This window comes from Exiguobacterium sp. CH10, from assembly GCF_018617635.1.
Lineage (GTDB): Bacteria > Bacillota > Bacilli > Exiguobacteriales > Exiguobacteriaceae > Exiguobacterium > Exiguobacterium aestuarii_A.
This window is the reverse complement of record NZ_JACSKO010000001.1, coordinates 360,812-383,183: the sequence shown is the minus strand read 5'-3', so window position 1 is coordinate 383,183 and position 22,372 is coordinate 360,812. Positions and strand designations below refer to the sequence as shown.

Annotated in this window: 22 protein-coding genes; 21 read left to right on the top strand and 1 reads right to left on the bottom strand. The window is 47.9% G+C overall.

The annotated features are described in order from the left end of the window. Positions 1–8: 8 nt before the first annotated feature. Both prmA and KNP04_RS02035 read left to right on the top strand, forming a co-directional pair. Complete coding sequence (gene prmA, locus KNP04_RS02040) at positions 9–947, top strand: 50S ribosomal protein L11 methyltransferase (protein WP_214820312.1); 939 nt, start codon at positions 9–11, stop codon at positions 945–947. A 3-nt stretch (positions 948–950) separates the two neighbouring features. Next, a complete protein-coding gene (locus tag KNP04_RS02035; protein ID WP_214820310.1) occupies positions 951–1,703 on the top strand; it encodes a 16S rRNA (uracil(1498)-N(3))-methyltransferase in 753 nt (250 codons plus the stop codon). A 44-nt stretch (positions 1,704–1,747) separates the two neighbouring features. On the opposite strand, the gene KNP04_RS02030 is transcribed toward KNP04_RS02035, so the two are convergent. After that, on the bottom strand, positions 1,748–5,401 hold the full coding sequence (locus tag KNP04_RS02030; protein WP_214874529.1) for a S8 family serine peptidase: 3,654 nt from the start codon (positions 5,399–5,401) through the stop codon (positions 1,748–1,750). A 309-nt stretch (positions 5,402–5,710) separates the two neighbouring features. Between KNP04_RS02030 and KNP04_RS02025 the strand changes: the two genes are divergently transcribed. The 19 genes from KNP04_RS02025 to glyS all read left to right on the top strand — a co-directional run bounded on the left by KNP04_RS02025 (position 5,711) and on the right by glyS (position 22,368). Further along, the gene (locus tag KNP04_RS02025) at positions 5,711–6,334 is read left to right on the top strand and encodes a class I SAM-dependent methyltransferase (protein ID WP_214874528.1); all 624 of its coding nucleotides are present in this window, start codon (positions 5,711–5,713) and stop codon (positions 6,332–6,334) included. A 16-nt stretch (positions 6,335–6,350) separates the two neighbouring features. Next, positions 6,351–6,818, top strand: coding sequence for an S-ribosylhomocysteine lyase (locus KNP04_RS02020; RefSeq protein WP_074033378.1), 468 nt, complete (start codon positions 6,351–6,353; stop codon positions 6,816–6,818). Position 6,819: 1 nt separating this feature from the next. Beyond that, positions 6,820–7,758 (top strand): PLP-dependent cysteine synthase family protein, encoded by a 939-nt coding sequence (locus tag KNP04_RS02015; RefSeq protein WP_214874527.1) that lies wholly within the window; start codon positions 6,820–6,822, stop codon positions 7,756–7,758. Further along, positions 7,724–8,881: a bifunctional cystathionine gamma-lyase/homocysteine desulfhydrase gene (locus KNP04_RS02010; RefSeq protein ID WP_214693119.1), complete on the top strand. Its 1,158-nt coding sequence runs from the start codon at positions 7,724–7,726 to the stop codon at positions 8,879–8,881. Before KNP04_RS02015 ends, KNP04_RS02010 begins: the two co-directional genes overlap by 35 nt. A 108-nt stretch (positions 8,882–8,989) precedes the next feature. Further along, on the top strand, positions 8,990–9,868 hold the full coding sequence (rarD, locus tag KNP04_RS02005) for an EamA family transporter RarD (protein WP_214693116.1): 879 nt from the start codon (positions 8,990–8,992) through the stop codon (positions 9,866–9,868). Between the two features lie 79 nt (positions 9,869–9,947). Continuing rightward, positions 9,948–10,613 (top strand): deoxyribose-phosphate aldolase, encoded by a 666-nt coding sequence (gene deoC / locus KNP04_RS02000; protein WP_214749232.1) that lies wholly within the window; start codon positions 9,948–9,950, stop codon positions 10,611–10,613. A gap of 74 nt (positions 10,614–10,687) precedes the next feature. After that, the gene (gene rpsU, locus KNP04_RS01995; protein ID WP_029334745.1) at positions 10,688–10,882 is read left to right on the top strand and encodes a 30S ribosomal protein S21; all 195 of its coding nucleotides are present in this window, start codon (positions 10,688–10,690) and stop codon (positions 10,880–10,882) included. Between the two features lie 34 nt (positions 10,883–10,916). Further along, positions 10,917–11,366 (top strand): GatB/YqeY domain-containing protein, encoded by a 450-nt coding sequence (locus KNP04_RS01990; RefSeq protein WP_074033373.1) that lies wholly within the window; start codon positions 10,917–10,919, stop codon positions 11,364–11,366. Positions 11,367–11,497: 131 nt separating this feature from the next. Further along, positions 11,498–12,010 carry an NfeD family protein gene (locus KNP04_RS01985; RefSeq protein WP_074033372.1) on the top strand — a complete coding sequence of 171 codons (513 nt, stop codon included), beginning with the start codon at positions 11,498–11,500 and terminating at the stop codon, positions 12,008–12,010. Next, complete coding sequence (floA, locus tag KNP04_RS01980) at positions 12,007–12,993, top strand: flotillin-like protein FloA (RefSeq protein WP_074033371.1); 987 nt, start codon at positions 12,007–12,009, stop codon at positions 12,991–12,993. The genes KNP04_RS01985 and floA overlap by 4 nt, the downstream gene beginning before the upstream one ends. A gap of 5 nt (positions 12,994–12,998) precedes the next feature. Then, positions 12,999–13,421, top strand: coding sequence for a hypothetical protein (locus KNP04_RS01975; RefSeq protein WP_214820303.1), 423 nt, complete (start codon positions 12,999–13,001; stop codon positions 13,419–13,421). A gap of 134 nt (positions 13,422–13,555) precedes the next feature. Then, entirely contained in the window at positions 13,556–14,512 is a 957-nt protein-coding gene (locus tag KNP04_RS01970) for a PhoH family protein (protein WP_074033920.1), read from the top strand. Between the two features lie 42 nt (positions 14,513–14,554). Beyond that, positions 14,555–16,642, top strand: a complete 2,088-nt coding sequence (locus KNP04_RS01965) for an HD family phosphohydrolase (protein ID WP_214820301.1) — start codon at positions 14,555–14,557, stop codon at positions 16,640–16,642. Beyond that, positions 16,620–17,096, top strand: a complete 477-nt coding sequence (ybeY, locus tag KNP04_RS01960; RefSeq protein ID WP_214782295.1) for an rRNA maturation RNase YbeY — start codon at positions 16,620–16,622, stop codon at positions 17,094–17,096. The genes KNP04_RS01965 and ybeY overlap by 23 nt, the downstream gene beginning before the upstream one ends. Next, a complete protein-coding gene (locus KNP04_RS01955; RefSeq protein WP_214749223.1) occupies positions 17,093–17,440 on the top strand; it encodes a diacylglycerol kinase family protein in 348 nt (115 codons plus the stop codon). Before ybeY ends, KNP04_RS01955 begins: the two co-directional genes overlap by 4 nt. A 30-nt stretch (positions 17,441–17,470) precedes the next feature. Continuing rightward, entirely contained in the window at positions 17,471–18,379 is a 909-nt protein-coding gene (era, locus tag KNP04_RS01950; RefSeq protein WP_214749221.1) for a GTPase Era, read from the top strand. A gap of 3 nt (positions 18,380–18,382) precedes the next feature. Then, the gene (gene recO, locus KNP04_RS01945) at positions 18,383–19,132 is read left to right on the top strand and encodes a DNA repair protein RecO (protein WP_214874526.1); all 750 of its coding nucleotides are present in this window, start codon (positions 18,383–18,385) and stop codon (positions 19,130–19,132) included. 295 nt (positions 19,133–19,427) lie between these two features. Continuing rightward, a complete protein-coding gene (gene glyQ / locus KNP04_RS01940) occupies positions 19,428–20,321 on the top strand; it encodes a glycine--tRNA ligase subunit alpha (protein ID WP_214760239.1) in 894 nt (297 codons plus the stop codon). Further along, positions 20,314–22,368, top strand: coding sequence for a glycine--tRNA ligase subunit beta (glyS, locus tag KNP04_RS01935; protein WP_214874525.1), 2,055 nt, complete (start codon positions 20,314–20,316; stop codon positions 22,366–22,368). Before glyQ ends, glyS begins: the two co-directional genes overlap by 8 nt. The last annotated feature ends 4 nt before the right edge of the window (positions 22,369–22,372 follow it).

Here is a 22,372-nt window from a genome sequence, read left to right as displayed (position 1 = left end):
TACAAACGATGAAATGGTCTGAAATTTGTGTCCACACGACACAGCTTGCGGTGGAAGCCGTATCGAACTTATTACACGAAGTGGGCGCACAAGGTGTCGTCATCGAGGACGTTGAAGACTTCGACCGAATGATGGCGGAAGACCATTTCGGAGAGATTTGGGACGTTTCGGATCGTGAAACGTATCCAACTTCTGGAGTACACGTCAAAGCGTACGTGCCGGCCTCAGGTGATTTCCAAGATGTGCTCGCAAACTTGAAAAAAGAAATCGAGCGACTCCGGAACATGCTTGATATCGGATCAGGTGAGGTCACGGTCGCAGAGATTGATGAGGAAGATTGGGCGCATTCTTGGAAGCAGTATTACAAGCCGGTCAAAATCTCACAACAGCTGACGATTGTCCCTTTGTGGGAAGAGTACACACCACAACCGGAAGAAAATGTCATCTTGCTTGACCCGGGCATGGCGTTTGGTACAGGTACACACCCAACGACGATGCTATGCATTCAAGCGATTGAGAACTACATCCAGGAAGGCGACCGCGTCATTGATGTCGGTACAGGATCGGGCGTATTGTCGATCGCGGCTGCAAAACTTGGAGCGACGAGCGTAAAAGCGCTAGACTTGGATTCGGTTGCTGTTGAAGCTGCTCGTCAAAACGTAGAGACGAACGGTGTTGAATCACTTGTTCAAGTGGATACGGGAGATTTATTAAAAGGTGTAGATGGAGAATATGACTTAGTCGTGGCAAACATCCTTGCCGATGTCATTCTTCTCTTCATCGAAGATGCATATGCTCGTACAAAAACGGGTGGTCGCTTCATCACATCCGGTATCATTGGAGAGAAACGGGCGGAAGTTACGAACGCTCTGATGGCTGCAGGTTTCGAGATTGAAGAGACACGCGTGATGGAAGACTGGGTCGCAATCATCGCCAAGAAAGGGTAAGCTATGCAACGTTATTTTCTGACACCAGAAGCTTTTACAGGAGATACTGTGTCACTTCCTTCAGATGTCGTTCATCATATTGGAACGGTCCTACGACAAGGACCGGGTTACGAAATGGTGCTTCTCGACGGGACGGGAAATGAGTACGCATGTGTCGTGACGTCACTTGAAAAGAAGCGTGGAGAGGCTAAAGTATTGTCGACTCGTCAATCAGAGACCGAACTGCCGATTGAAGTGACGCTCGCTTATGCGTTGCCAAAAGGAGACAAAGTCGAACTTGTCGCTCAAAAAGCGACCGAGCTCGGCGTTCATCATCTTCTATTGTTCGAATCTTCCCGATCAGTCGCCAAATGGGACTCGAAAAAAGTGCCGAAAAAAGTAGAACGTATTCAAAAAATCATGCAGGAGGCGGCTGAGCAATCGTATAGAGCCGTTGTCCCTTCATGTACGTTCCTCACTTCGAAACAGCTTTCGAAGCAGTTCGAAGAGTATGACGAAGTCATCATCGCATATGAAGAATCGGCAAAAGAAGGCGAGCAGTCGGCACTTGCCAACACATTGAATCGACTTCAATCAAAACAACGTCTCCTCGTTATCACGGGACCGGAAGGCGGATTTGACACAGCGGAAGTCACGCAATGGATAGAGGCTGGTGCGATCGCTTGCGCGTTCGGACCTCGAATTCTCAGATCGGAGACGGCTCCTCTTTATGCACTGTCTGCCATCTCGTACGCGCTTGAATTGGCGAAAGGATAAGAAAACGGCTGACCCACGTGGGCAGCCGTTTTTTCGTGAAAAAATTATTTTTTATTGATCGTGATGACTTTCTTCGTCACGTTGCCACCGAGGTCAGTCACTTCAAATGTGAAAGTGTTTTGTCCCTTCGTTACAGGAAGTGAGATGGTTTCGGTACGTGAGAATGCGCGCATCGCATAAGGTTCTTTCAACGTATGACTCCATTTCAAATCTCCGTTGACACGAAGTTTGATGTCGTCGAAGTTATCCGTCACTTGAACTTTCACGTTCACAGAGTTTTGCTTCGCCGAAACGTTTTTCGGAACGTTGCTGATCAACAGCGCGGCTTTTGTCGAGTCGACAAAGATTGGACGGACGAAGTTCGTCACGTTACCAGACGTGTCTTCCGCGATGAAACGAATCTTGTGGAATCCATCTTCATACGAACGTGTCGTATTGAACGTGTATTGTTTTGCAGCTGCGTCATACGTGAGTGGTACGTCCACATCGTCGACAGTGAACGATACAACGTCAGAGGCATCTTTGATTTGACCGATGATCGGTACAATCGATGAACCGTAAGGAGACAGGGCGAGTGGTGCATCGACAAAGACTCCTGGTTTATCTGCGTCATTTTCTGTAGATACGTCGCGTGTAATCACGTTACCCGCATTGTCTGAAACGCGAACCGATAGTTGGTCCGTTGATTCAAGTGGCGCATCGAGTGTGAAGTTTGCTGTATCTTTTGCTTCTTTCGCAACAACTTTCCCATTGAGAAGGAATTCGATACCATTGATTCCTGCAAAGTCGTCGGATGCTTTGACACTAGCCACACCTTCGTTCCAACGAATCGTGAAACGAGGGTCTGTGTAATCCACTTTCACTGGGATCCGAAGCGTCTGGGCTTGTTTTTTCATGTAGTCGATGCTCGCTTCAATTTCGTAGTAGTACGTTCCTTTCGGCGCCATCTCTCCGTTCAGTTTTCCGTCCCAAGCGTTATCTGACGTGTAATAGTATGGGTCACCACTTCCGCCATCAAAGTAGTTCTTTCTCAATTCCTCTTCGATTTTAAGGGTACGGAGGACGTTTCCTTTCTCATCGACAATCCGATATTTGATGTCTTTCGCATTTCGTAAGAGCGAGTAGACCGGGGTAGCCGTGTCTTTTGAACCGTCTCCGTCAGGCGAAATCGCTACCGCCTCTTCAGCTACAGACTCATCAAGTTTCTCTCCTAAATAGTTCCCGGCCGCATCGACCAATCCAGAGATTCCATAGAATGAACCATCTTCATAAATCGTTTCATCAAAGATTGGTGCTTTGCCCCAATCGCCTTCGAATCCAACGAATGGGACAACGAGTGACGGGTTACCGTCTGTCCCACGTGGGTCAGACAAGCGGAGGAATCCATCGACGAAATAACCATTCTCAAAGACTGATTTTGCAGATACCGTTCCTTCTAGCGTTTCAGGATTAAGTACTTGTGCCTTCGAGACGTCAATCGAGACGGTGATTTCTTTCTTCTGTTTTGCTTTCAACGTGACTTTACTTGTGTTTTTGCCATTGATTTTAATGACTGCTTGCTGAAGCGCCTGAGCTTCCATCGCATTCTGAATGACGCCATCCTTGTTAGTGACGGCAAGATCAGTCTGGAGGGAAGCAGCCACATCGTATGTGAGTGATTCGTCAGATATGTTTTCAACGACAATCGTGAACTTCGCCTTACTCTTCGACAATTCTTTCAAAGCGACTTTCGCTTCTTTCGTCTTCTTCTCATAAGCGACTGCCGGAGATGTGACGGCCGCATGGAGTTGCATGAGACCAGCCCCAGCCCGACGTGGTGAATATGGAAGGGATTGCTTCAATTCCTGGTTATACGGCCCGATGTCTGTGACGGGCTTCGACGTATTGAGTAGCAAGTTCTTTGCCATCGTCACACGAGCCGCTCCGCTCAAGTCGAAATCGCGATCGACGCGTTCAAGAACAAGAGCTGCACCGCCGGCAACGTGAGGTGCGGCCATCGATGTCCCGCTCATCAAACCGTATTGGTTGTCGTTGAACGTTGAGAAGATTTGACCGCCTGGGGCTGAAAGTTCCGGCTTGAAGTCAAGGTTCGGTGTGACACCCCAAGATGTGAAATCAGACATCGCGCCTGCCGAACGGTTGTTGACGCTGATCCGGTCACCGGCAAACGTGAGTTGGAGCGGTCCATCCGCTAATTTCTCTTTTAACTCGTTCCCGTCTTGGATGCTGAGTGATGCCATCGGGATGAGTGGTTGATCGAGAGCCATAGACACATAGTCTCCGTGTGAAACGGCGCCTCGTACGATGACACCGGCTGCCCCTTGTGCCTCAGCCGTTTTTTGAATCTTCGAGTAGAAGTATCCTCCATCGCGAACGGCGAGGACGAGCTTTCCTTTCACGTCTTTACCAGCATAGTTTTCTGGTTGCCCATCTCCGACGTAAACGACGTCATATGTACCTTCCGAGAATGCAGGTCCATCTTGTTTCTTCCATCCGATTTTTTCGTCACCGACGCGGAAAGCATCCAATTGAATTTGATCGTTCTCGAGTGAAGCGACCGATGTCGATGCTTGACTGACGCTTGGCGCACCGACGACACCCGTATCAGGGTTTGAAGCCGTTGGTAAGTCAAAGCCATGTCCGAAGTATGCTGAGTTCCCAGCAGAGATGGACATGAAGACACCGTTGTCTACAGCGCGTTGAACGGCTTGTTGCTCAGGTGAGTCGGCATCGACAAAACCTGCTGTTGAACCAAGACTCATGTTGATAACGTCAGCTCCAAGCTTGATCGCATCGTCAATCGCTTTAATATAAATATCTCCGTATGTAGATGCGTAGTTCGGGTCGTTACTGAATACTTTAAGACCAAGGATTTGAGCTTCAGGTGCGACTCCTTTAATTCCACCGTTTTCGAGATCACCGTTTGCAGCGACCGTCCCTGAGACGTGCTGACCGTGCATGGAAGCCCCTGGTGAATCATCTTTAATATCATCGTTTTCGTCGTAGTAATTATAGGCATATGGAACTTTCTCATTCACATATTCTCCAGGTAGACCGAACGAAGTGATGGCCTGATCGACTTCTGATTTTGTCAATTCTGCCGTTTTCGCATCCGTGATTCGGTAATCTCGGTGGTCGGCATCAATTCCCGAGTCGATGACAGCGACGACGGTGCCTTCCCCGGCAAATCCGTAATCTCCCCATGTTTGTTCGGCTTGTACCATTCCGTTACTTGTAACCATATCTGGTTTCACTTCAGGACGTTCATACTCGTTGACGACATGGACAGTCGCTACTTCAGGTAGAGCTTCAACTTTAGCGATTTCACTTGTTGAGAGGAAAGTGGAGAAGCCGTTAAAAACGGTCGTGAACTCTTCAATCGGTGTAGCAGTCACGCCTTGTTTTTTCAAAGCGGATTTTGCGCGTTTTTGTTCAGACTGTACAGATTGTTGTGCCTTGTTTTGTTCTGATTTCGTCAACTCATTAAATTTTTTCCCTTTTTGCGCTGCTTCTGCGATTGCAGGTGCACCGACGAGTTCGACGACGACCCGGACTTTTTTCTGTTTCTTTTCGAGCTCAATTTTTGGTTTGATGGAAGCTTCTGCTGAAACAGATGACGTACCCGCTTGAATCAACACAGGTGTTAAAGCAATACATGTAGCAAGTGAAGCGTTTAAGTAGACTTTTCTTCTTGACAACGTGTTTACCCCCTAATATTTGTTATTACCTGTAAAAAACAAAGATTTCCTCTTGCATTGTGAACTATCATATCGTTGTTCAGGGGAAAAAGAGTGGATTTTTTTGTAAAGTAGGGGAGTGTTTTTGCACAAATTTAAATGTTCAGACAATTACTAAAGACCTGAATCATAAGACCTATATCAAATTTTGGTGATCGTCAGAATCACGCGAATGACTTGAAATGTTCAAAAAAACCTGTTAATGTAACGTTAATGTTAAATACCAATAAAACATATCAATTTAGTCAGAATTAAGGATGGGGTGGCGCTATGAATTTACCATTCATGGATATCTTCAAGGATTGGGCGAAAGATTACGATACGGCAGTCGGGGGGCATGACGAACAATATCATGAAGTATTTGTCGGATATGATCAAATGCTTGATGACGTTGCGTTACACGTTGAAGGAACGGTCTTGGAATTTGGTGTCGGCACAGGCAACTTGAGTGCCCGAATTTTAAAGGGACATCCTTTAATTGCAATCGAACCTTCTCCAGAAATGAGGCAGATTGCAATTGAGAAGTTGGGCATATCGGTCGAACATGGAGATTTTCTCCGTTATCCAACGTTCTCACATGTTGATACGGTCGTTTCCTCGTACGCTTTCCATCACTTGACGGATTCTGAGAAAGAAACAGCGATCGGTCAATATGTTCGTGATTGGGGACATCCGAAATTCGTATTGCTTGATACAATGTTCGAATCTCCACACGCACGTCAAGAAATTATTGACTGGGCTACGGAACAAGGCTATTCAGACTTGGTCGAGGATTTAAATCGTGAATATTATCCATATACGACTACCATTCGTACGATGCTAGAGGCGAATGGATACAACGTGACAATGACACAGAAAAATAAATTTGTTTGGTTTGTCGTCGCTACAAAATAATTAGGAGGAATTACTCATGAAAACATATAACGTTGAAAGCTTTAACTTGGATCATACGAAAGTTCAGGCTCCATTTGTCCGTCTCGCCGGTGTGAAAGAAGGAACGGCTGATACGATTTACAAGTATGATATTCGCTTCATCCAACCGAACGAAGGCCTCATGCCGATGCGTGCTGTTCACTCTCTCGAGCATTTGATCGCCGAAAACAGCCGTAATCATTCAGAAGACATCGTGGACATTTCGCCGATGGGATGCCAAACAGGTTTCTATTGGACGATGTTGAATGATGGGGACTATGAGCGCATGCTCGACCTCGTAGAAGCGACATTGCGCGATGCAATGAACGCGGAAGAATTGCCAGCGCAAAACCCGGTACAGTGCGGGAATGCGAACCATCATGATTTTGAGGGAGCCAAAAAATTAGCAGCTGACATGCTTGCGAAACGTGACGAGTGGCATATCGTCTTCAAGGACGAAGCGTAAGATGATTGTCCGTGACGTCTATGAACTCATCGGGGACACACCGCTCATCGAGCTCCGTTCATTACCTGTTCCAGCTACGGTAAAAGTGTACGGGAAGATGGAGATGATGAATCCGGGAGGAAGTGTCAAAGACCGACTCGGCATGAATTTGATTGAGCGGGCGATGAAACGTGGAGACGTGGCACCAGGTGGTACGGTGATCGAGCCGACAGCCGGGAATACGGGAATCGGACTCGCGCTCGCTTGTCAGCGATACGACATTCGTCTGATTACCGTGACCCCTGAAAAGTTTAGTCAAGAGAAACAAGCATTGATGCGTCTCCTTGGAGCGACCGTCGTCAACACACCGACCGAGCTTGGAATGAAAGGCGCAATCAGTCATGCACTCGAGTTGGCTGAAGAATATGATGCATACGTGCCGGAACAGTTTTCAAACCCGGACAACCCGGACGCCTATGTCGACATTCTTTCGCAAGAGTTGTTGAAGGACGTGCCACAAATCGATGTATTTGTAGCGGGTGCGGGTTCAGGAGGTACGTTCACCGGTGTCGCCAAAACGTTAAAACCACAAGGGACGAAAACCGTCGTCGTGGAGCCGGTTGGTTCGATTTTGAACGGCGGTGAGCCAGGTCCACATAAAACAGAAGGAATCGGCGTCGAAAAATGGCCGCCATTTTTGGAAAAGGCTTATGTCGATGCGATTCATACCATCACAGATGAGGAAGCCTTCTATTACGTGGCGCATCTTGCGAAACAGGAAGGATTGCTCATCGGAAGTTCTTCTGGTGCTGCCATCGCAGCATGTGTAAAGGAAGCAAATCAAATGTCAGAAGGCACGATTGTGACGATCTTGCCAGATAGTGCAGAACGATATTTAAGTCAAGGAATTGTCAAGGAGGCAGAACATGCGTACAAAGACAGCACTCATTCACGGCGGTAAAACGACCGACCCATTAACAGGGGCGGTCACACCACCGATTTATCAAACGAGCACATATAAGCAAGACGGAATCGGTAACTTACGGGAAGGATATGAGTATTCTCGATCTGCAAACCCGACACGTACCGCACTTGAGACACTCATAGCGGATATCGAAGGCGGTGTGCAAGGTTTTGCATTTGGGTCTGGGATGGCTGCCATCTCGACCGTACTCATGTTGTTGAAATCTGGAGACCACGTCATCGTCGGGTCTGATGTATATGGAGGAACATACCGTGTATTCAATCGAGTATTTCAGTCACGAGGCTTGGAGGCAACTTTTGTCGATACATCCGATGAAACGGCGGTTCGTGATGCGCTACAAGCGAACACGAAAATGATTTATGTGGAGACACCGACAAATCCACTCTTGAACGTGACGGATATCCGAGCGATGCGCACGATTGCGGATGAGGCAGATGTCTTGCTCGTCGTAGACAACACGTTCATGACACCTTACTTCCAAAATCCGATCGACCTTGGTGCCGACTATGTCTTACACAGCGCCACAAAATATTTAGGCGGTCATAGTGACGTCGTGGCAGGTTTAGTCGTCGCACGTACGGAAGAACAAGGAGAAGCGTTGGCATTTCTCCAAAATTCGGTCGGTGCAGTCCTCGGACCCCAAGACAGCTTCCTCGTCGTACGTGGAATCAAGACACTTGCCGTTCGAATGGAAGAGATTGAATCGAACGCACGGGCGTTGGTTGAATTCTTACAATCAAACGAGAACGTGTCACGTGTACTCCACCCAAGTGTCTCTAGTGAAGAAGCGAAACGCGTCCACTTGTCGCAAGCGCGTGGGTTCGGTGGCATGATTGCGTTTGACGTCGGTTCGGCCGAAGCGGCTGAAATGATGGTCGCGAAGACGAAGTATTTCACGCTCGCAGAGAGCCTAGGTGCAGTTGAAAGCTTGATCAGTGTTCCGGCTCGCATGACACATGCGTCGATTCCGGCTGAGCGACGTGCAGAACTCGGGATCACGGACGGACTCGTTCGAATCTCAGTTGGATTAGAAGATATCGATGATTTAGTTGAAGATTTAGCACAAGCTCTATCTGCCATCGAACAGATAAAGCAATAAACAGTAGGGGACGCGATTTCGCGTCCTTTTTTCATGAAACAAAAGCCTTGTATCGGAAGTCATTCATCGACTAAACTATTTTTATCTTGAAAGAGAGCGGGTGAACGTGTGAACAAGGGAGTATGGACGACAATCGGGGCCTACGTGATGTGGGGCGTCCTCCCAATCTATTGGAAGTTTTTGCAGGAAGTGCCGAGTGGGCAAATTTTGGCACATCGTATCGTTTGGTCCTTTTTATTTATTTTACTCGTCTTAAGATGGACGAATCAGTGGAAAGAGTTCGGTTACGCTCTTCGCCACCCTGCCACACGAAACGCGTTCATGTTGAATGGATTCATCGTCAGTGCAAACTGGTTCGTGTACATATGGGCTGTCAATCACGGTTATATCATCGAGGCATCCCTCGGATATTATATTAACCCGCTTGTCAGTATGGTGTTAGGGGTGCTCGTCTTTCGGGAATCATTAAACCGAGTCCAATGGATGGCGGTCGGGATCGCGTCAATCGGCGTCCTCGTCTTGACGCTTGGGTATGGCTCGTTTCCGTGGATCTCGTTCGTATTAGCGAGTACGTTCGGTTTTTATGGAATGGTGAAAAAAAGGCGACCTCTCGCTTCAACAGTCAGTCTCGGGATTGAGACGTTAGCTGTCGTGCCTGTCGCGCTCATCTTTCTCAGCAATCAGGTCGTCACGGATCAGATTGCTTTCGACATGTCACCGATGATTTGGGTCGCATTGCTAGGGACGGGTGTGGTGACGGCGCTTCCGCTTCTCTTGTTTGGTTACGGGGCACAACATATCCCGTTCACACTCGTCGGATTCCTTCAATTCATCGCACCGACACTTAGTCTGATTATCGGAGTCGTCATGTATCATGAACCGTTCACAGCGTATCATGTCTTCGCATTTACTTGTATTTGGCTGGCCATCTTCTTTTTCAGTTGGAACAGTTGGGTCGTCGCTCGTAAACGTCGTCAGCTCATTTGAATTTGAAAGCTGTTACATCTCGAAAAAACATGGTAATATGTTAGATGTCAGACTTATTTGTCAGAGGAGGAAATGAATAATGGAATTAGCCCGTTATATCGACCACACAGCTTTAAAAGCTGAAACAACAAAAGATCAAGTTACAAAACTTTGTGCAGAGGCACTCGAATATAAGTTCGCAAGTGTCTGTGTCAACCCAACATGGGTCAAATATGCTGCGGAGCAACTTAAGTCAGATGACGACGTCAAAGTATGTACAGTCATCGGATTCCCACTCGGAGCGAACACGCCTGAAGTGAAAGCGTTCGAAACAAAAGACGCGATCGCAAACGGTGCGGATGAAGTCGATATGGTGATCAATATCGCAGCACTCAAAGACGGCGACTACGACCTCGTAGAGCGTGACATTCGTGCGGTTGTCGAAGCGGCAAACGGTACACTCGTCAAAGTCATCTTTGAGACGTGCATGCTTACAAAAGAAGAAATCAAGAAAGCTGCTGAACTTTCAGTGAAAGCTGGAGCAGATTTCGTCAAAACATCAACTGGTTTCTCAACTGGTGGCGCAACGGTCGAAGACATTCGTCTCATGCGTGAAACAGTTGGACCAGACCTCGGCGTAAAAGCTTCAGGCGGTGTTCGTGACTTCGAAGGAGCGAAAGCGATGATCGATGCTGGTGCGACACGCATCGGTGCTTCAGCTGGTATCGCAATCGTCACAGGCGGACGTTCAGACAGCGACTATTAATAAGTGGTTGACCACACGACTTAATTTCACTATAATATGATATGACGTGTGAAACACGTTTCCTTAGTCGTGTAATTCGGAGGGAGGGAAAACTAGTGGAAACTCGTGTCCGTAAAAACGAATCGCTTGAAGACGCTCTTCGTCGTTTCAAACGCGGTGTTTCGAAAGATGGCACACTTGCCGAAGTTCGTAAACGTCGTCACTACGAAAAGCCAAGCGTAAAACGTAAATTGAAATCAGAAGCTGCGCGTAAGCGTAAGAAATTCTGATTCCAGTTTCATTGTGTAGAGAGGGTGTTGGCTCATGAGTCTTCAAGAACGCTTGACGGACGACATGAAGCAAGCCATGCGCGCTAAACAAAAAGATCGTCTCACGACGATCCGGATGGTAAAAGCGTCGCTCCAAAATGAGGCTATCAAACTAGGTCGTCAAGATCTTACCGAGGAAGAGGAACTCACGGTGCTCAACCGAGAGATGAAACAGCGCAGAGACTCCCTCCGAGAATTCGAAAGCGCTGGTCGTGAAGACCTTGCTTCCAAAGTAGCAGAAGAGATTGTCGTCCTAGAAGCCTATATGCCTGAACAACTTTCAGAAGATGAAGTGACTGCGATCGTCCAAGCAGCAATTGCTCAAACGAACGCATCCGCTCCATCTGATATGGGTAAGGTGATGGGCGTCGTCATGCCGCAAGTCAAAGGCAAGGCAGACGGTGGTCTTGTGAACCGAATCGTCAAACAACAATTGACGAATTGATGAAAAAGCAGAACTTTTCGGGAAACCGAAAGTTTCTGCTTTTTTTGCGTATTCTGAAACCACATTCATTCTTGTTTCGTATACACTAGAGATAGGAGATAGCTTTGAATTTGGAAGGGGGTAGTAAGACGATGACATTTGGTCTCGGAGTGATTCTGACAGTCTTTTTTGTCGGAGTCGTCCTTCTTGGAATTGAAGTGTTCGTTGCAGGGTTTGGATTGTTCGGTTTACTTGGGATCGGAGCGGTTGTTGCCAGTTTGATTATGGCGGGTGCGACAATCGGTCAGCTATGGCTTTCCATCGGTTTAGCGGCAGCGGTGCTCACTGGACTTGGGTTCTGGGCATACCGCCGATTAAGTACGAATCGTCCTCTCATTTATAAAGGGTTGATTTTGACGGATTCGACATCGACCGAAAAAGGTTACTTGTCCCATGATGACCGTAAACAACTTCTCGGGAAAGTCGGTGTGACGTTAACACCACTTCGCCCGGCCGGTACTGCCGAAATCGACGGAGAACGTATTGACGTCGTGACAGAGGGTGGCTATCTCGATCAGCAGACAAAAATTCAGGTATATAAAGTGGATTCAGGGCGGATTGTCGTTCGGACCTTTATAGAACCGAAGGAGGATGTAACAGAATGACACCAGAACTATTGACGACGTTACTCATTACAGGTGGAGGATTGATTGCGCTTGCCGTCTTCTTCACGTTTGTACCAATCGGATTATGGATTAGCTCATTCGCAGCAGGTGTACACGTCTCGATTTTCACATTGGTCGGAATGCGCCTTCGCCGCGTCGTACCATCAAAAATTGTTAACCCATTGATTAAAGCAGTCAAAGCCGGTCTCGGTTTAAACACGAACCAACTGGAAAGTCACTTCTTAGCGGGTGGTAATGTTGACCGTGTCGTAAACGCATTGATTGCGGCACACCGCGCAAACATCGAATTATCGTTCGAGCGTGCCGCTGCCATTGACTTGGCAGGTCGTAACGTACTAGAAGCCGTACAAATGTCGGTTAACCCGAAAGTCATCGAGACACCGTTTATCGCCGGTGTGGCAATGGACGGGATTGAAGTGAAGGCGAAAGCGCGTATTACAGTGCGTGCCAATATCGATCGTCTCGTCGGTGGTGCAGGAGAAGAAACGATTATCGCCCGTGTCGGAGAAGGTGTCGTATCGACGATCGGGTCTCAAAACAATCATAAGCACGTACTGGAGAACCCAGATATGATTTCACGTACCGTACTCACAAAAGGTTTGGATTCAGGTACGGCGTTTGAAATTCTCTCGATTGATATTGCAGATATCGATATCGGTAAGAACATCGGGGCGGTCCTTCAGACTGACCAAGCCGAAGCAGATAAAAAGATTGCTCAAGCGAAGGCGGAAGAACGCCGAGCGATGGCGATTGCTCGCGAACAGGAAATGAAGTCTTCTGTAGAGGAAATGCGTGCGAAAGTTGTCGGCGCCGAAGCGGAAGTCCCACTCGCGATGGCCGAGGCGTTGCGTAACGGTAAACTCGGCGTCATGGATTACGTGAATTACTTGAACGTTCAAGCAGATACGGAAATGCGTAAAGCGATCGGGTCACCTATCGATTCTGAATCAGATAGTGAGTGATAAATATGGATGGACTATGGGTACTTTTGTTAGCAGCCTTCGGAATCGCCTCGGCGGTGATGAAGCGGCTTGAAAAGTCATCGTCTTCAGGCGACCGTCCTCAAAGCAGTGAACTGAAACGCTACTTGGATTCGGTCGGAGACGTGATGAAGGAAATTGAATCGGCGTTTGACGACTCCGAATCAGAACAAAAGCCAGCACCACAAAAGGTGAGACGTCGGATAGCGCGTACCGAAGAGCGACCAGCTCCTCGGGAACGTCAAGTCGAGATGCCGAAAGTGAGTGCGCAGTTTGAACAAGCGGTGAAAATCCCTCCAATTCAGGAGGAAATTAAACCGCGACAACTGAAAGTTTCGAAAAAACAAATGCGGGAAGCTGTCATTTGGAGCGAGGTATTACAACCTCCGATCTCGAAACGAAAGAAGTAAGGCAAAGGCAGTAACCTCGCGTTACTGCCTTTTGCATGGGGAAAATACACGGTCTTTCTTTCACGATAGGCGTGATAGTGCTAAAGTAAAAGAGGAATAACCGATATTTAGAGGGGGCAACGTATCCATTGATTATGACTGATAAAATACCTTTCGTCATGGAACATGCGAATGAAGCACAAGCTTTACTCGGACCGAAAGATGAAGTGTTCCAAGCGATTGAGACAGAATTGAAAGTGGCACTCATTCCAAGAGGCGAGGAATTGATTATCCAAGCTGATACTGGAGAAGCGCTAGAATTGACAAAGCAAGTCATCCTCACGTTACAGACGTTAGTGAAAAAAGGTGCACGTCTTAACGAGAGCGACGCCATCAGTGTCATTCAACATATCCAAGTCGGAAAGGGTGACGAACTGCTCGAACATTATGAGCGTGTCGTCTTCACGACAAACAAGGGAAAACCGATTCGTGCTAAAACAGTTGGGCAGAGTCGTTATGTTCGCGCAATCGAACGACGAGACCTCGTCTTTGGAATCGGACCGGCTGGAACAGGTAAAACGTATTTGGCAGTCGTGCTAGCGGCGCGCGCACTAAAAGAAGGTCAGGTGAAACGGATTATCTTGACGCGACCTGCCGTTGAAGCAGGGGAGAATCTTGGGTTTTTACCAGGTGATTTGAAAGAAAAGGTAGATCCTTATCTTCGACCGTTATATGATGCCTTATTCGACGTCTACGGCGTTGAACAGACGAATCGCTTATTAGAACGAGGGACAATCGAAGTGGCTCCTCTCGCCTATATGCGTGGACGTACATTAGAAGATGCGTTTGTCATATTAGATGAGGCACAAAACACGACGAAAGAACAAATGAAGATGTTTTTGACGCGACTCGGTTTCGGATCGAAGATGGTGGTCACGGGGGATTTGACACAAGTCGATTTACCGAAAGGCAAGGCGTCAGGTTTACAAGAGGCGTTACGCTTATTAGAGGGCGTGGATGGGATTCATTTTGAACACTTCAGCGCGTCTGACGTCGTCCGTCATCCACTCGTTAAGAAAATAATCAACGCCTATAGTACAGACCTCACATAAGGACGATAGTGAGGTCAATGATCGTGAAAGGGGGGCACACGAATGCAGCAAGCTAAACATTGGACAGTCGCGACGATTTCGCTGATTTTCTTTCTCTTACTAGGTGCCATTCTATACTTCACCGTGCGCCCGTCCATTATTAGTGTGGAACCGTTAGGGATTGCCGAACAGGACATCCGGTCTCCGATTACGGTCGAGGATCGAGTGGCGACTGAACGGTTGAAACAAGAAGTAACGAACGGCGTCGGCAGTCAGTTTTCGCTACGTCGGGAATTTGCCGACCAACAGATTGCTAAAGTCGAGCAATTGTTCGCGGCGTTCGACCAAACCGATGAAGAGACGGAACTTGCAGATATTAAGAACCGTCTGAACTCGACAGAAGCGAGCGGGGTACTCGCTGACGAAGAACTGAACTCACTCCTAGAGGCGACGGAAGATACGCGCCAAACCGTTGAAGACGTGACGGTAACGGCTTTGCAACAAGTGATGGACGACCGGATTGAGGCAAGTAATGAAGCGGTCGCAGCGGCCAGAGACCGCGCGGCTGCAATCGTTGATCAATCACCACTCTCGTTTGAATTCCGTGCAATCGCAAAAACATTAAGCGATGAACTCATCGTCCCAAACTATGTGTTTGACTCTGAGGCGACTCGTCAAAAAGAACAAGAAGCCGTCGATGCAGTCGATCCTGTCATCATCCAAGAAGGGCAACTTCTTGTCAGTCAAGGGGAAGTCGTCACGCGTGAGATTTATCGGAAGCTAGAACTCACTGGAGCGATCGATCCGAACCGGTCACTCGCTCCACTGTTCGGATCATTCTTATTGAGCGGGTTGTTGACGGGCGGTTTCTTGTTCATGCTCATTCGCTCGAAAATCAAAGATTTATTACTAAGCCCGAAAATATTAGTGACCGTCTACGGGTTGCTTCTGTTACAACTCGGTATCTTCTTTGGCGTCGGATACATCGGCGTCGACTACACGACATATGCTTATCTCTTGGCACCGACCGCCTTCGTCGTATTATTACTACGTATCTTGATTGACGAGCGTGTCGCCCTCGCATCGGCGTTCATTACTATGATTGCGGGAAGTATCGTCGTCACATTTGGACAAAGCACGAACTTCATGACATTGGTATATGTCGCGACTGGAAGTTTCTTAGCCGTCTTTTTGGTCGAACCGAAAATTCAGCGGAAGCGCTTGTTCTTGTCGGGCGTCTTACTCGGCATCGTGAACATCATCATGGTCATCGCATTGCTCTTATTGCGAAACGTCCAAGTGACTTGGGAAATGGCGATGTACCTTTCTGGGTTTGCCGTCATCAGTGCTTTGTTATCCATCGTATTGACATTTGGGTTCTTGCCTTTCTTAGAACCATGGTTTGGCGTCTTGTCGTCTGGTCGACTCGTCGAATTGATGAGTCCGACACATCCATTGCTCCGAAAGCTCTTGATGGAAGCGCCTGGCACGTATCATCATAGTATGATGGTGGCAAACTTGGCTGAATCGGCTTGTGAAGCCATTGGAGCAGACGGTTTGCTCGCAAGGGTGGCGAGCTATTACCACGACCTCGGGAAAACGGAACGTCCTCTTCACTTCATTGAAAATCAACAAGGTGGAGGGAATCCGCACGATCGTCTGACACCAGAAGAGTCCGCTGACATCATCATGGCTCACCCTTATGATGGGGCCGATCTGTTGCGACGCTATAAATTACCAAAGGAAATCATCGATATTGCTGAGCAACATCATGGGACATCTTTATTGAAATACTTCTTTGTCAAAGCGAAAGAAGATCATGAGAAAGACGTGGTGGAGTCCAGATATCGTTATCCTGGTCCAAAGCCTCAAACACGGGAAGCGGCGGTCGTCATGATTGTCGACTCAATCGAAGCGGCCGTTCGTTCGCAAAAACAACCGACACCGGAGAAAATCCGGATGCTCGTCCGTGCCATCATCCGTGATAAACTGGCAGACGGACAGTTTGAAGACTGCGACTTGACGACAAAAGAAATTTGGCGCGTCGGTGAGAGCGCATGCGAGACGTTGACGGGCTTGTTCCACGAGCGAATTGAATATCCAGAACTAAAGAAAGAGGGAGAACTACATGCAAATCATCTCGAACGATGAACATGAATTGTTGACAGTGTCTCAAATCGAGCTTGTCGAGTCGATTCTAAAACATGCCGCACAATTAGAAGAGGTCGAAGAGCCGAGTGAATTATCGGTCACCTATTTAACGAATGAAGAAATCCATGAGGTGAACCGGGAGTGGAGAGGCAAAGATGCTCCGACCGATGTAATCAGCTTTGCCTTTGATGAGATGGGCGAAGACGAAATGGACTTCACACTCGATGAAGACGAACCGCATCTCCTCGGAGACTTGGTCATCTCGGTGGAACGATGCCGCGAACAAGCAGCGGACTACGGACATTCCTTTGAACGAGAACTCGGTTTCTTGGCCATCCATGGATTCCTTCATCTTTTAGGATATGACCACATGACACCAGAGGAAGAGGCGGAAATGACCGCAAGACAAGAGGAAGTTCTCACTCATTTCGAGTTGAAGCGAGGCAACGTGTGAGACCGTTTCGTGTGGCATGTGAGGGAATCCTCCATGCCATTCGGACAGAACGGAATATGCGTGTCCATCTCATATCCGCCTTACTCGTATTTGCTGTCGCGATTTGGCTACAAACGACAAGGATGGAAAACCTCGTCCTACTTGCCTGGGTGACGCTAGTCCTAAGTTTAGAGCTCATGAACACGGCAATCGAGCGAGCGGTCGACCTTGTCACAAAAGATGTCCACCCACTCGCGAAACAGGCGAAAGATGTGGCCGCGGGTGCCGTACTCGTCGCTTCAATCGGAGCGGCTGTGACAGCACTCATTATATTCGGTCCAAGGCTATGGAACGTGCTATACTAAGAGTTCTGAAATTGAGAAAGCAGGTGCACTATGTATCAAGAAGATTTTAAATCTGGTTTCGTGTCGATCATCGGTCGACCGAACGTCGGAAAATCAACATTCCTAAACCGCGTAATCGGTCAAAAGATTGCCATCATGTCGGATAAACCACAAACAACCCGAAATAAAGTACAAGGTGTGTATACGACGGATGATTCCCAAATCATTTTCATCGATACACCGGGAATCCATAAACCAAAACACCGCCTCGGTGACTTTATGATGAAAGTGGCGACGAACGCCCTTCGCGAAGTCGATGCAATTCTTTTCATGGTGAACGTGACGGAACCTCGTGGCGCCGGCGATGACTTCATCATTGAAAAATTGAAAGGACTCGACACACCTATCATTTTGGTGATGAATAAAATCGACTTGATTCACCCGGATGAACTGCCGAAAGTGATCGAGCAATATACAAATGAATTGGACTTTGCAGCGTACGTCCCAATCTCGGCTTTACAAGGCAATAACGTCGAACCACTCCTAGGAGAGATTAAGAAACTGTTACCTGAGGGACCGATGTACTATCCGGCCGATCAAGTGACGGACCACCCGGAGCGGTTTATTATCTCAGAGATGATTCGCGAAAAAGTGTTGCATAAGACGAGAGACGAAGTCCCGCACTCGATCGCTGTGGCAATCGAATCGATCAAGAAACGTGATAACTCGGAGATGATTGATGTCGAAGCCGTCATCATGGTGGAACGTGATTCGCAAAAAGGAATCATCATTGGGAAAAAAGGGGCGATGCTCCGTGAAATCGGGACAGACGCGCGTCAAGACATCGAAGCGCTTCTCGGCACGAAAGTGTACTTGAACCTTTGGGTCAAAGTCCAGAAAGACTGGCGTAACAAGATGGGTCAGCTTCGTGACCTCGGTTTCCGCGACGACGAGTATTAAGCCATGTTACAAAAAGTCACGGGAATCGTCATTCGTACCGTCAATTATGGTGAATCGAATAAAGTCGTGACATTGTTTTCAGAAGAGCTTGGCAAAGTTGCGATTATGGCACGAGGCGCAAAAAAACCGGGGAGCCGGTTTCATGCCTCGAGCCAGCCGTTTGTAGAAGGTGTGTATATTTTCCCTTCTAGCCGTGGGCTCGCTCAGTTAAAATCATCCGATGTCATGACGTCCTATCCGGAAATCCGGAAAGATGTCGACCGGATGGCGTACGCCATGTACTGGTTGGAGCTCGTCGACCGGTCTGTCGAGGGTCGGGTACAAAATCGTCCGCTCTTTCGGATTTTACAGGACGCGCTTCAAGCATTGAATGCGGGCATGGATGCAGATGTGATTACCCATCATCTCGAACTGCGCATCTTGCATCTTCTAGGTGTTTCCCCGGTGCTGACAGGGTGTGTCCGCTGTGGAGACGTGACGGACCCGATGTATTTCTCGGTCGCCTCTGGCGGTTTTTTATGTGGGCGGCATCGAGAAGAGGGAGCGGTTCGATTATCAGAACGTCTTGCCAAATTGCTTTACTTGATGAGCAAACACGAACTGTCAGAATTTCGGAACGTACCGTTGTCGAACGAGTCCAGACTCCTCTTGCGCCAACTCTTTGATGCGTATATGGAGTCGTATAGTGGGCTGCGATTAAAGACGAAACGAGTGCTCGACCAAATGATCCGCCTTCATCTGAATGAGGATTGACTTTTTAAACCGAATTCGATACGATGAGTTACGATTAGACAAATGAAATAGCGTGCGCGATGAAGGAAAAAAGTAACTCTTCCTGTCATGAATGAAGCGAGTTCGGGGTGGTGTGAGCCGAGCGTCATGAGGAGAGTGAATGGCGATTCCAGAGCGCCCACATCTTTTTAAGAGTGGCCCCGTTGTTGGGGCAAGTAGGGTGGAACCGCGGGAATCAATCCCGTCCCTATGTGCTAGGCACATAGGGGCGTTTTTTGTCGTTTCAATACTATTGGAGGTGTCATTTATGAAGCACATGACTGTGCAAGAGATTATTCTCACGCTACAAAACTTTTGGGCATCGAAAGGCTGTTTGACGATGCAAGCGTACGATGTGGAAAAAGGAGCAGGGACGATGAACCCGATGACGTTCCTTCGAAGCCTTGGTCCAGAGCCTTGGAACGTTTGTTACACGGAACCGTCACGCCGCCCGGCTGACGGACGTTATGGGGAAAACCCGAACCGCTTGTATCAACACCATCAGTTCCAGGTGATCATGAAACCGTCACCGAGCAACATCCAAGAGTTGTACTTAGAAAGTCTCGAGTTGATTGGAATCAACCCTCTCGAGCATGACATCCGTTTCGTCGAAGATAACTGGGAAAATCCGACATTCGGAGCAGCCGGTCTCGGTTGGGAAGTATGGCTGAACGGGATGGAAATCACGCAATTCACGTATTTCCAACAAGTCGGAGGAATCGAGTGTGACCCGATTGCGGTTGAAATCACATACGGTCTCGAACGCCTCGCTTCGTACATTCAGGAAGTCGAGAGCGTATTCGACCTCGTTTGGACGGATGGATTCAAGTATGGAGACATCTTCTACCAGCCTGAGTTCGAACACTCAAAATATACGTTCGAGTTATCAGACGTCGATATGCTCTTCACGCTATTTGACACATATGAGAAGGAAGCAAAACGTGCTCTCGAAGAAAATCTCGTCTTCCCTGCGTATGATTACATTTTGAAGTGTTCACATACGTTCAACTTGTTAGACGCAAAAGGTGCGATTTCCGTGACAGAACGTACTGGATTCATCCAACGCGTCCGTAATATGTCACGTGCATGTGCTGCTAAATTTATTGAAGAACGGGAACGCCTTGACTTCCCGCTTTTGAAACAAGAGAAAGCAGGTGACTTGAATGCGTGACCTTTTACTAGAGATTGGATTAGAAGAACTACCGGCTCAATACGTTTTACGCTCAGAGAAGCAATTGGCAGAGCGCGTCGATGCGTTCTTGAAAGAAGCACGTGTTGAATTCGGTTCAATCGATGTGTATTCTACACCTCGTCGTTTAGCTGTAATCGTTCGCGATGTGGCAGAAACACAACAAGATTTGACGGAAACTCTTCGTGGGCCTGCGAAGAAGATTGCTCAAGACGCTGAAGGGAACTGGTCGAAAGCGGCAGAAGGTTTTGCTCGTGGTCGTGGATTAACAGTAGAAGACTTATACTTCGCCGAAGAAAAAGGTGTTGAATACGTCTTCGCAGAACGCCATGAGGCGGGTCAAGATACGATGTCGTTATTAAATGGCCTTGAAGATGTCGTTCGGAGCTTGACGTTCCCGAAAAACATGAAGTGGGGAACGAGCAGTTTACGCTACATGCGTCCGATTCGTTGGTTGATCGCCCTCTTCGGTCAAGACGTCATCGACTTTACGATTGAAGGCGTGAAAACAGGTAATGTGACGAGAGGTCACCGTTTCCTCAGCAAGGGAGATGTCGTCGTCGAGTCACCTGCTGAATATGTAGAAGCGCTAGAGGCTGCATTTGTCATGGCAAGTTACGAGACACGTAAAGCCGAAATCGAACGTCAAATTCAAACGCTCGCAACAAATCAAGGGTGGACGATTCCGCTTGATGCCGACTTGTTAGAGGAAGTCACGAACTTAGTCGAGTGGCCGACTGCCCTCTTTGGTGAGTTTGATGAGACGTACCTTGACTTACCGGAAGAAGTCCTCATTACGACGATGAAAGAGCACCAACGCTATTTCCCGGTATATGTTGATGGAACGTTGAAAAACTATTTCGTTACCGTTCGAAACGGGAACGCCGATCATCTCGAAAACGTCGCACGCGGGAACGAAAAGGTCATCCGTGCGCGTCTTGCGGATGCGGTCTTCTTCTACGAAGAAGATAAAAAAACAAAAATTGATGATCAGCTTGCACGTCTCGATCGAATCGTTTTCCACGAAAAATTAGGAACGACTGGTGCGAAAGCGCGACGTGTGACCGAAATCGCACAAGCCCTTGCTCCTTTGTTTGATGCGGACCTTGAAAAAGTAAATCGTGCTGGTGCGATTCATAAGTTTGACCTTGTCAGCCAGATGGTTTACGAGTTCACAGAACTTCAAGGAATCATGGGGGAGAAGTATGCCCTTCAACAAGGTGAGGACAAGGAAGTGGCTGCGGCTATTCGTGAACACTACATGCCACGTTTCGCGGGTGATTCGTCTCCGGAGACGGCAACAGGTGCCGTGCTTGCTCTCGCAGATAAGCTCGATTCGATTGCTGCGTTCTTTGGTATCGGCATGATCCCGAGTGGTTCACAAGATCCGTTCGCACTTCGTCGCCAAGCACAAGGAGTCGTACAAATCCTTGGGGATTGGAAGATTGATCTCTCAATCGACAAACTTCTTTCGAAAGTTGTCGAATTACAACTGGAGGCAGGACTCTATGATGCCGATAAAGAACAAGTCAAGGCACAGCTCGTGGAGTTCTTTACACTTCGTTTGAAATATCGTTTGCAAGAACAGCAGGTTCGCTATGATGTGATTGATGCCGTGTTGACGACTACGCTTACGGTTGACCGTCTTGATGCTCGTGCACATGCGATTCAACAATTCGTCACGGCGGACGCGAAGTCATTGATCGAGCAATTGTCACGCGTCGTCAATATCTCGAAAAAAGGTGAGCCAGGAGACGTCGATCCGTCATTGTTTGAAAACGACCAAGAGGTTGCCTTACATGAAGCGATCGAACAGACTGCTCCTGATGCGATGAATGCCGTTCAAACAGGAGACTACAACAAAGCGCTTCAACTTCTTCAGACGCTTGAATCACCAATTATGATGTACTTTGAACATACAATGGTTATGAGTGATGACGAGGCGGTACGCCAAAACCGACTCCACGAAATGAACCGACTTGCTACGACGATTAAGAGTGTCGCAGACTTCAACGCGCTCGTACTCTAACAAA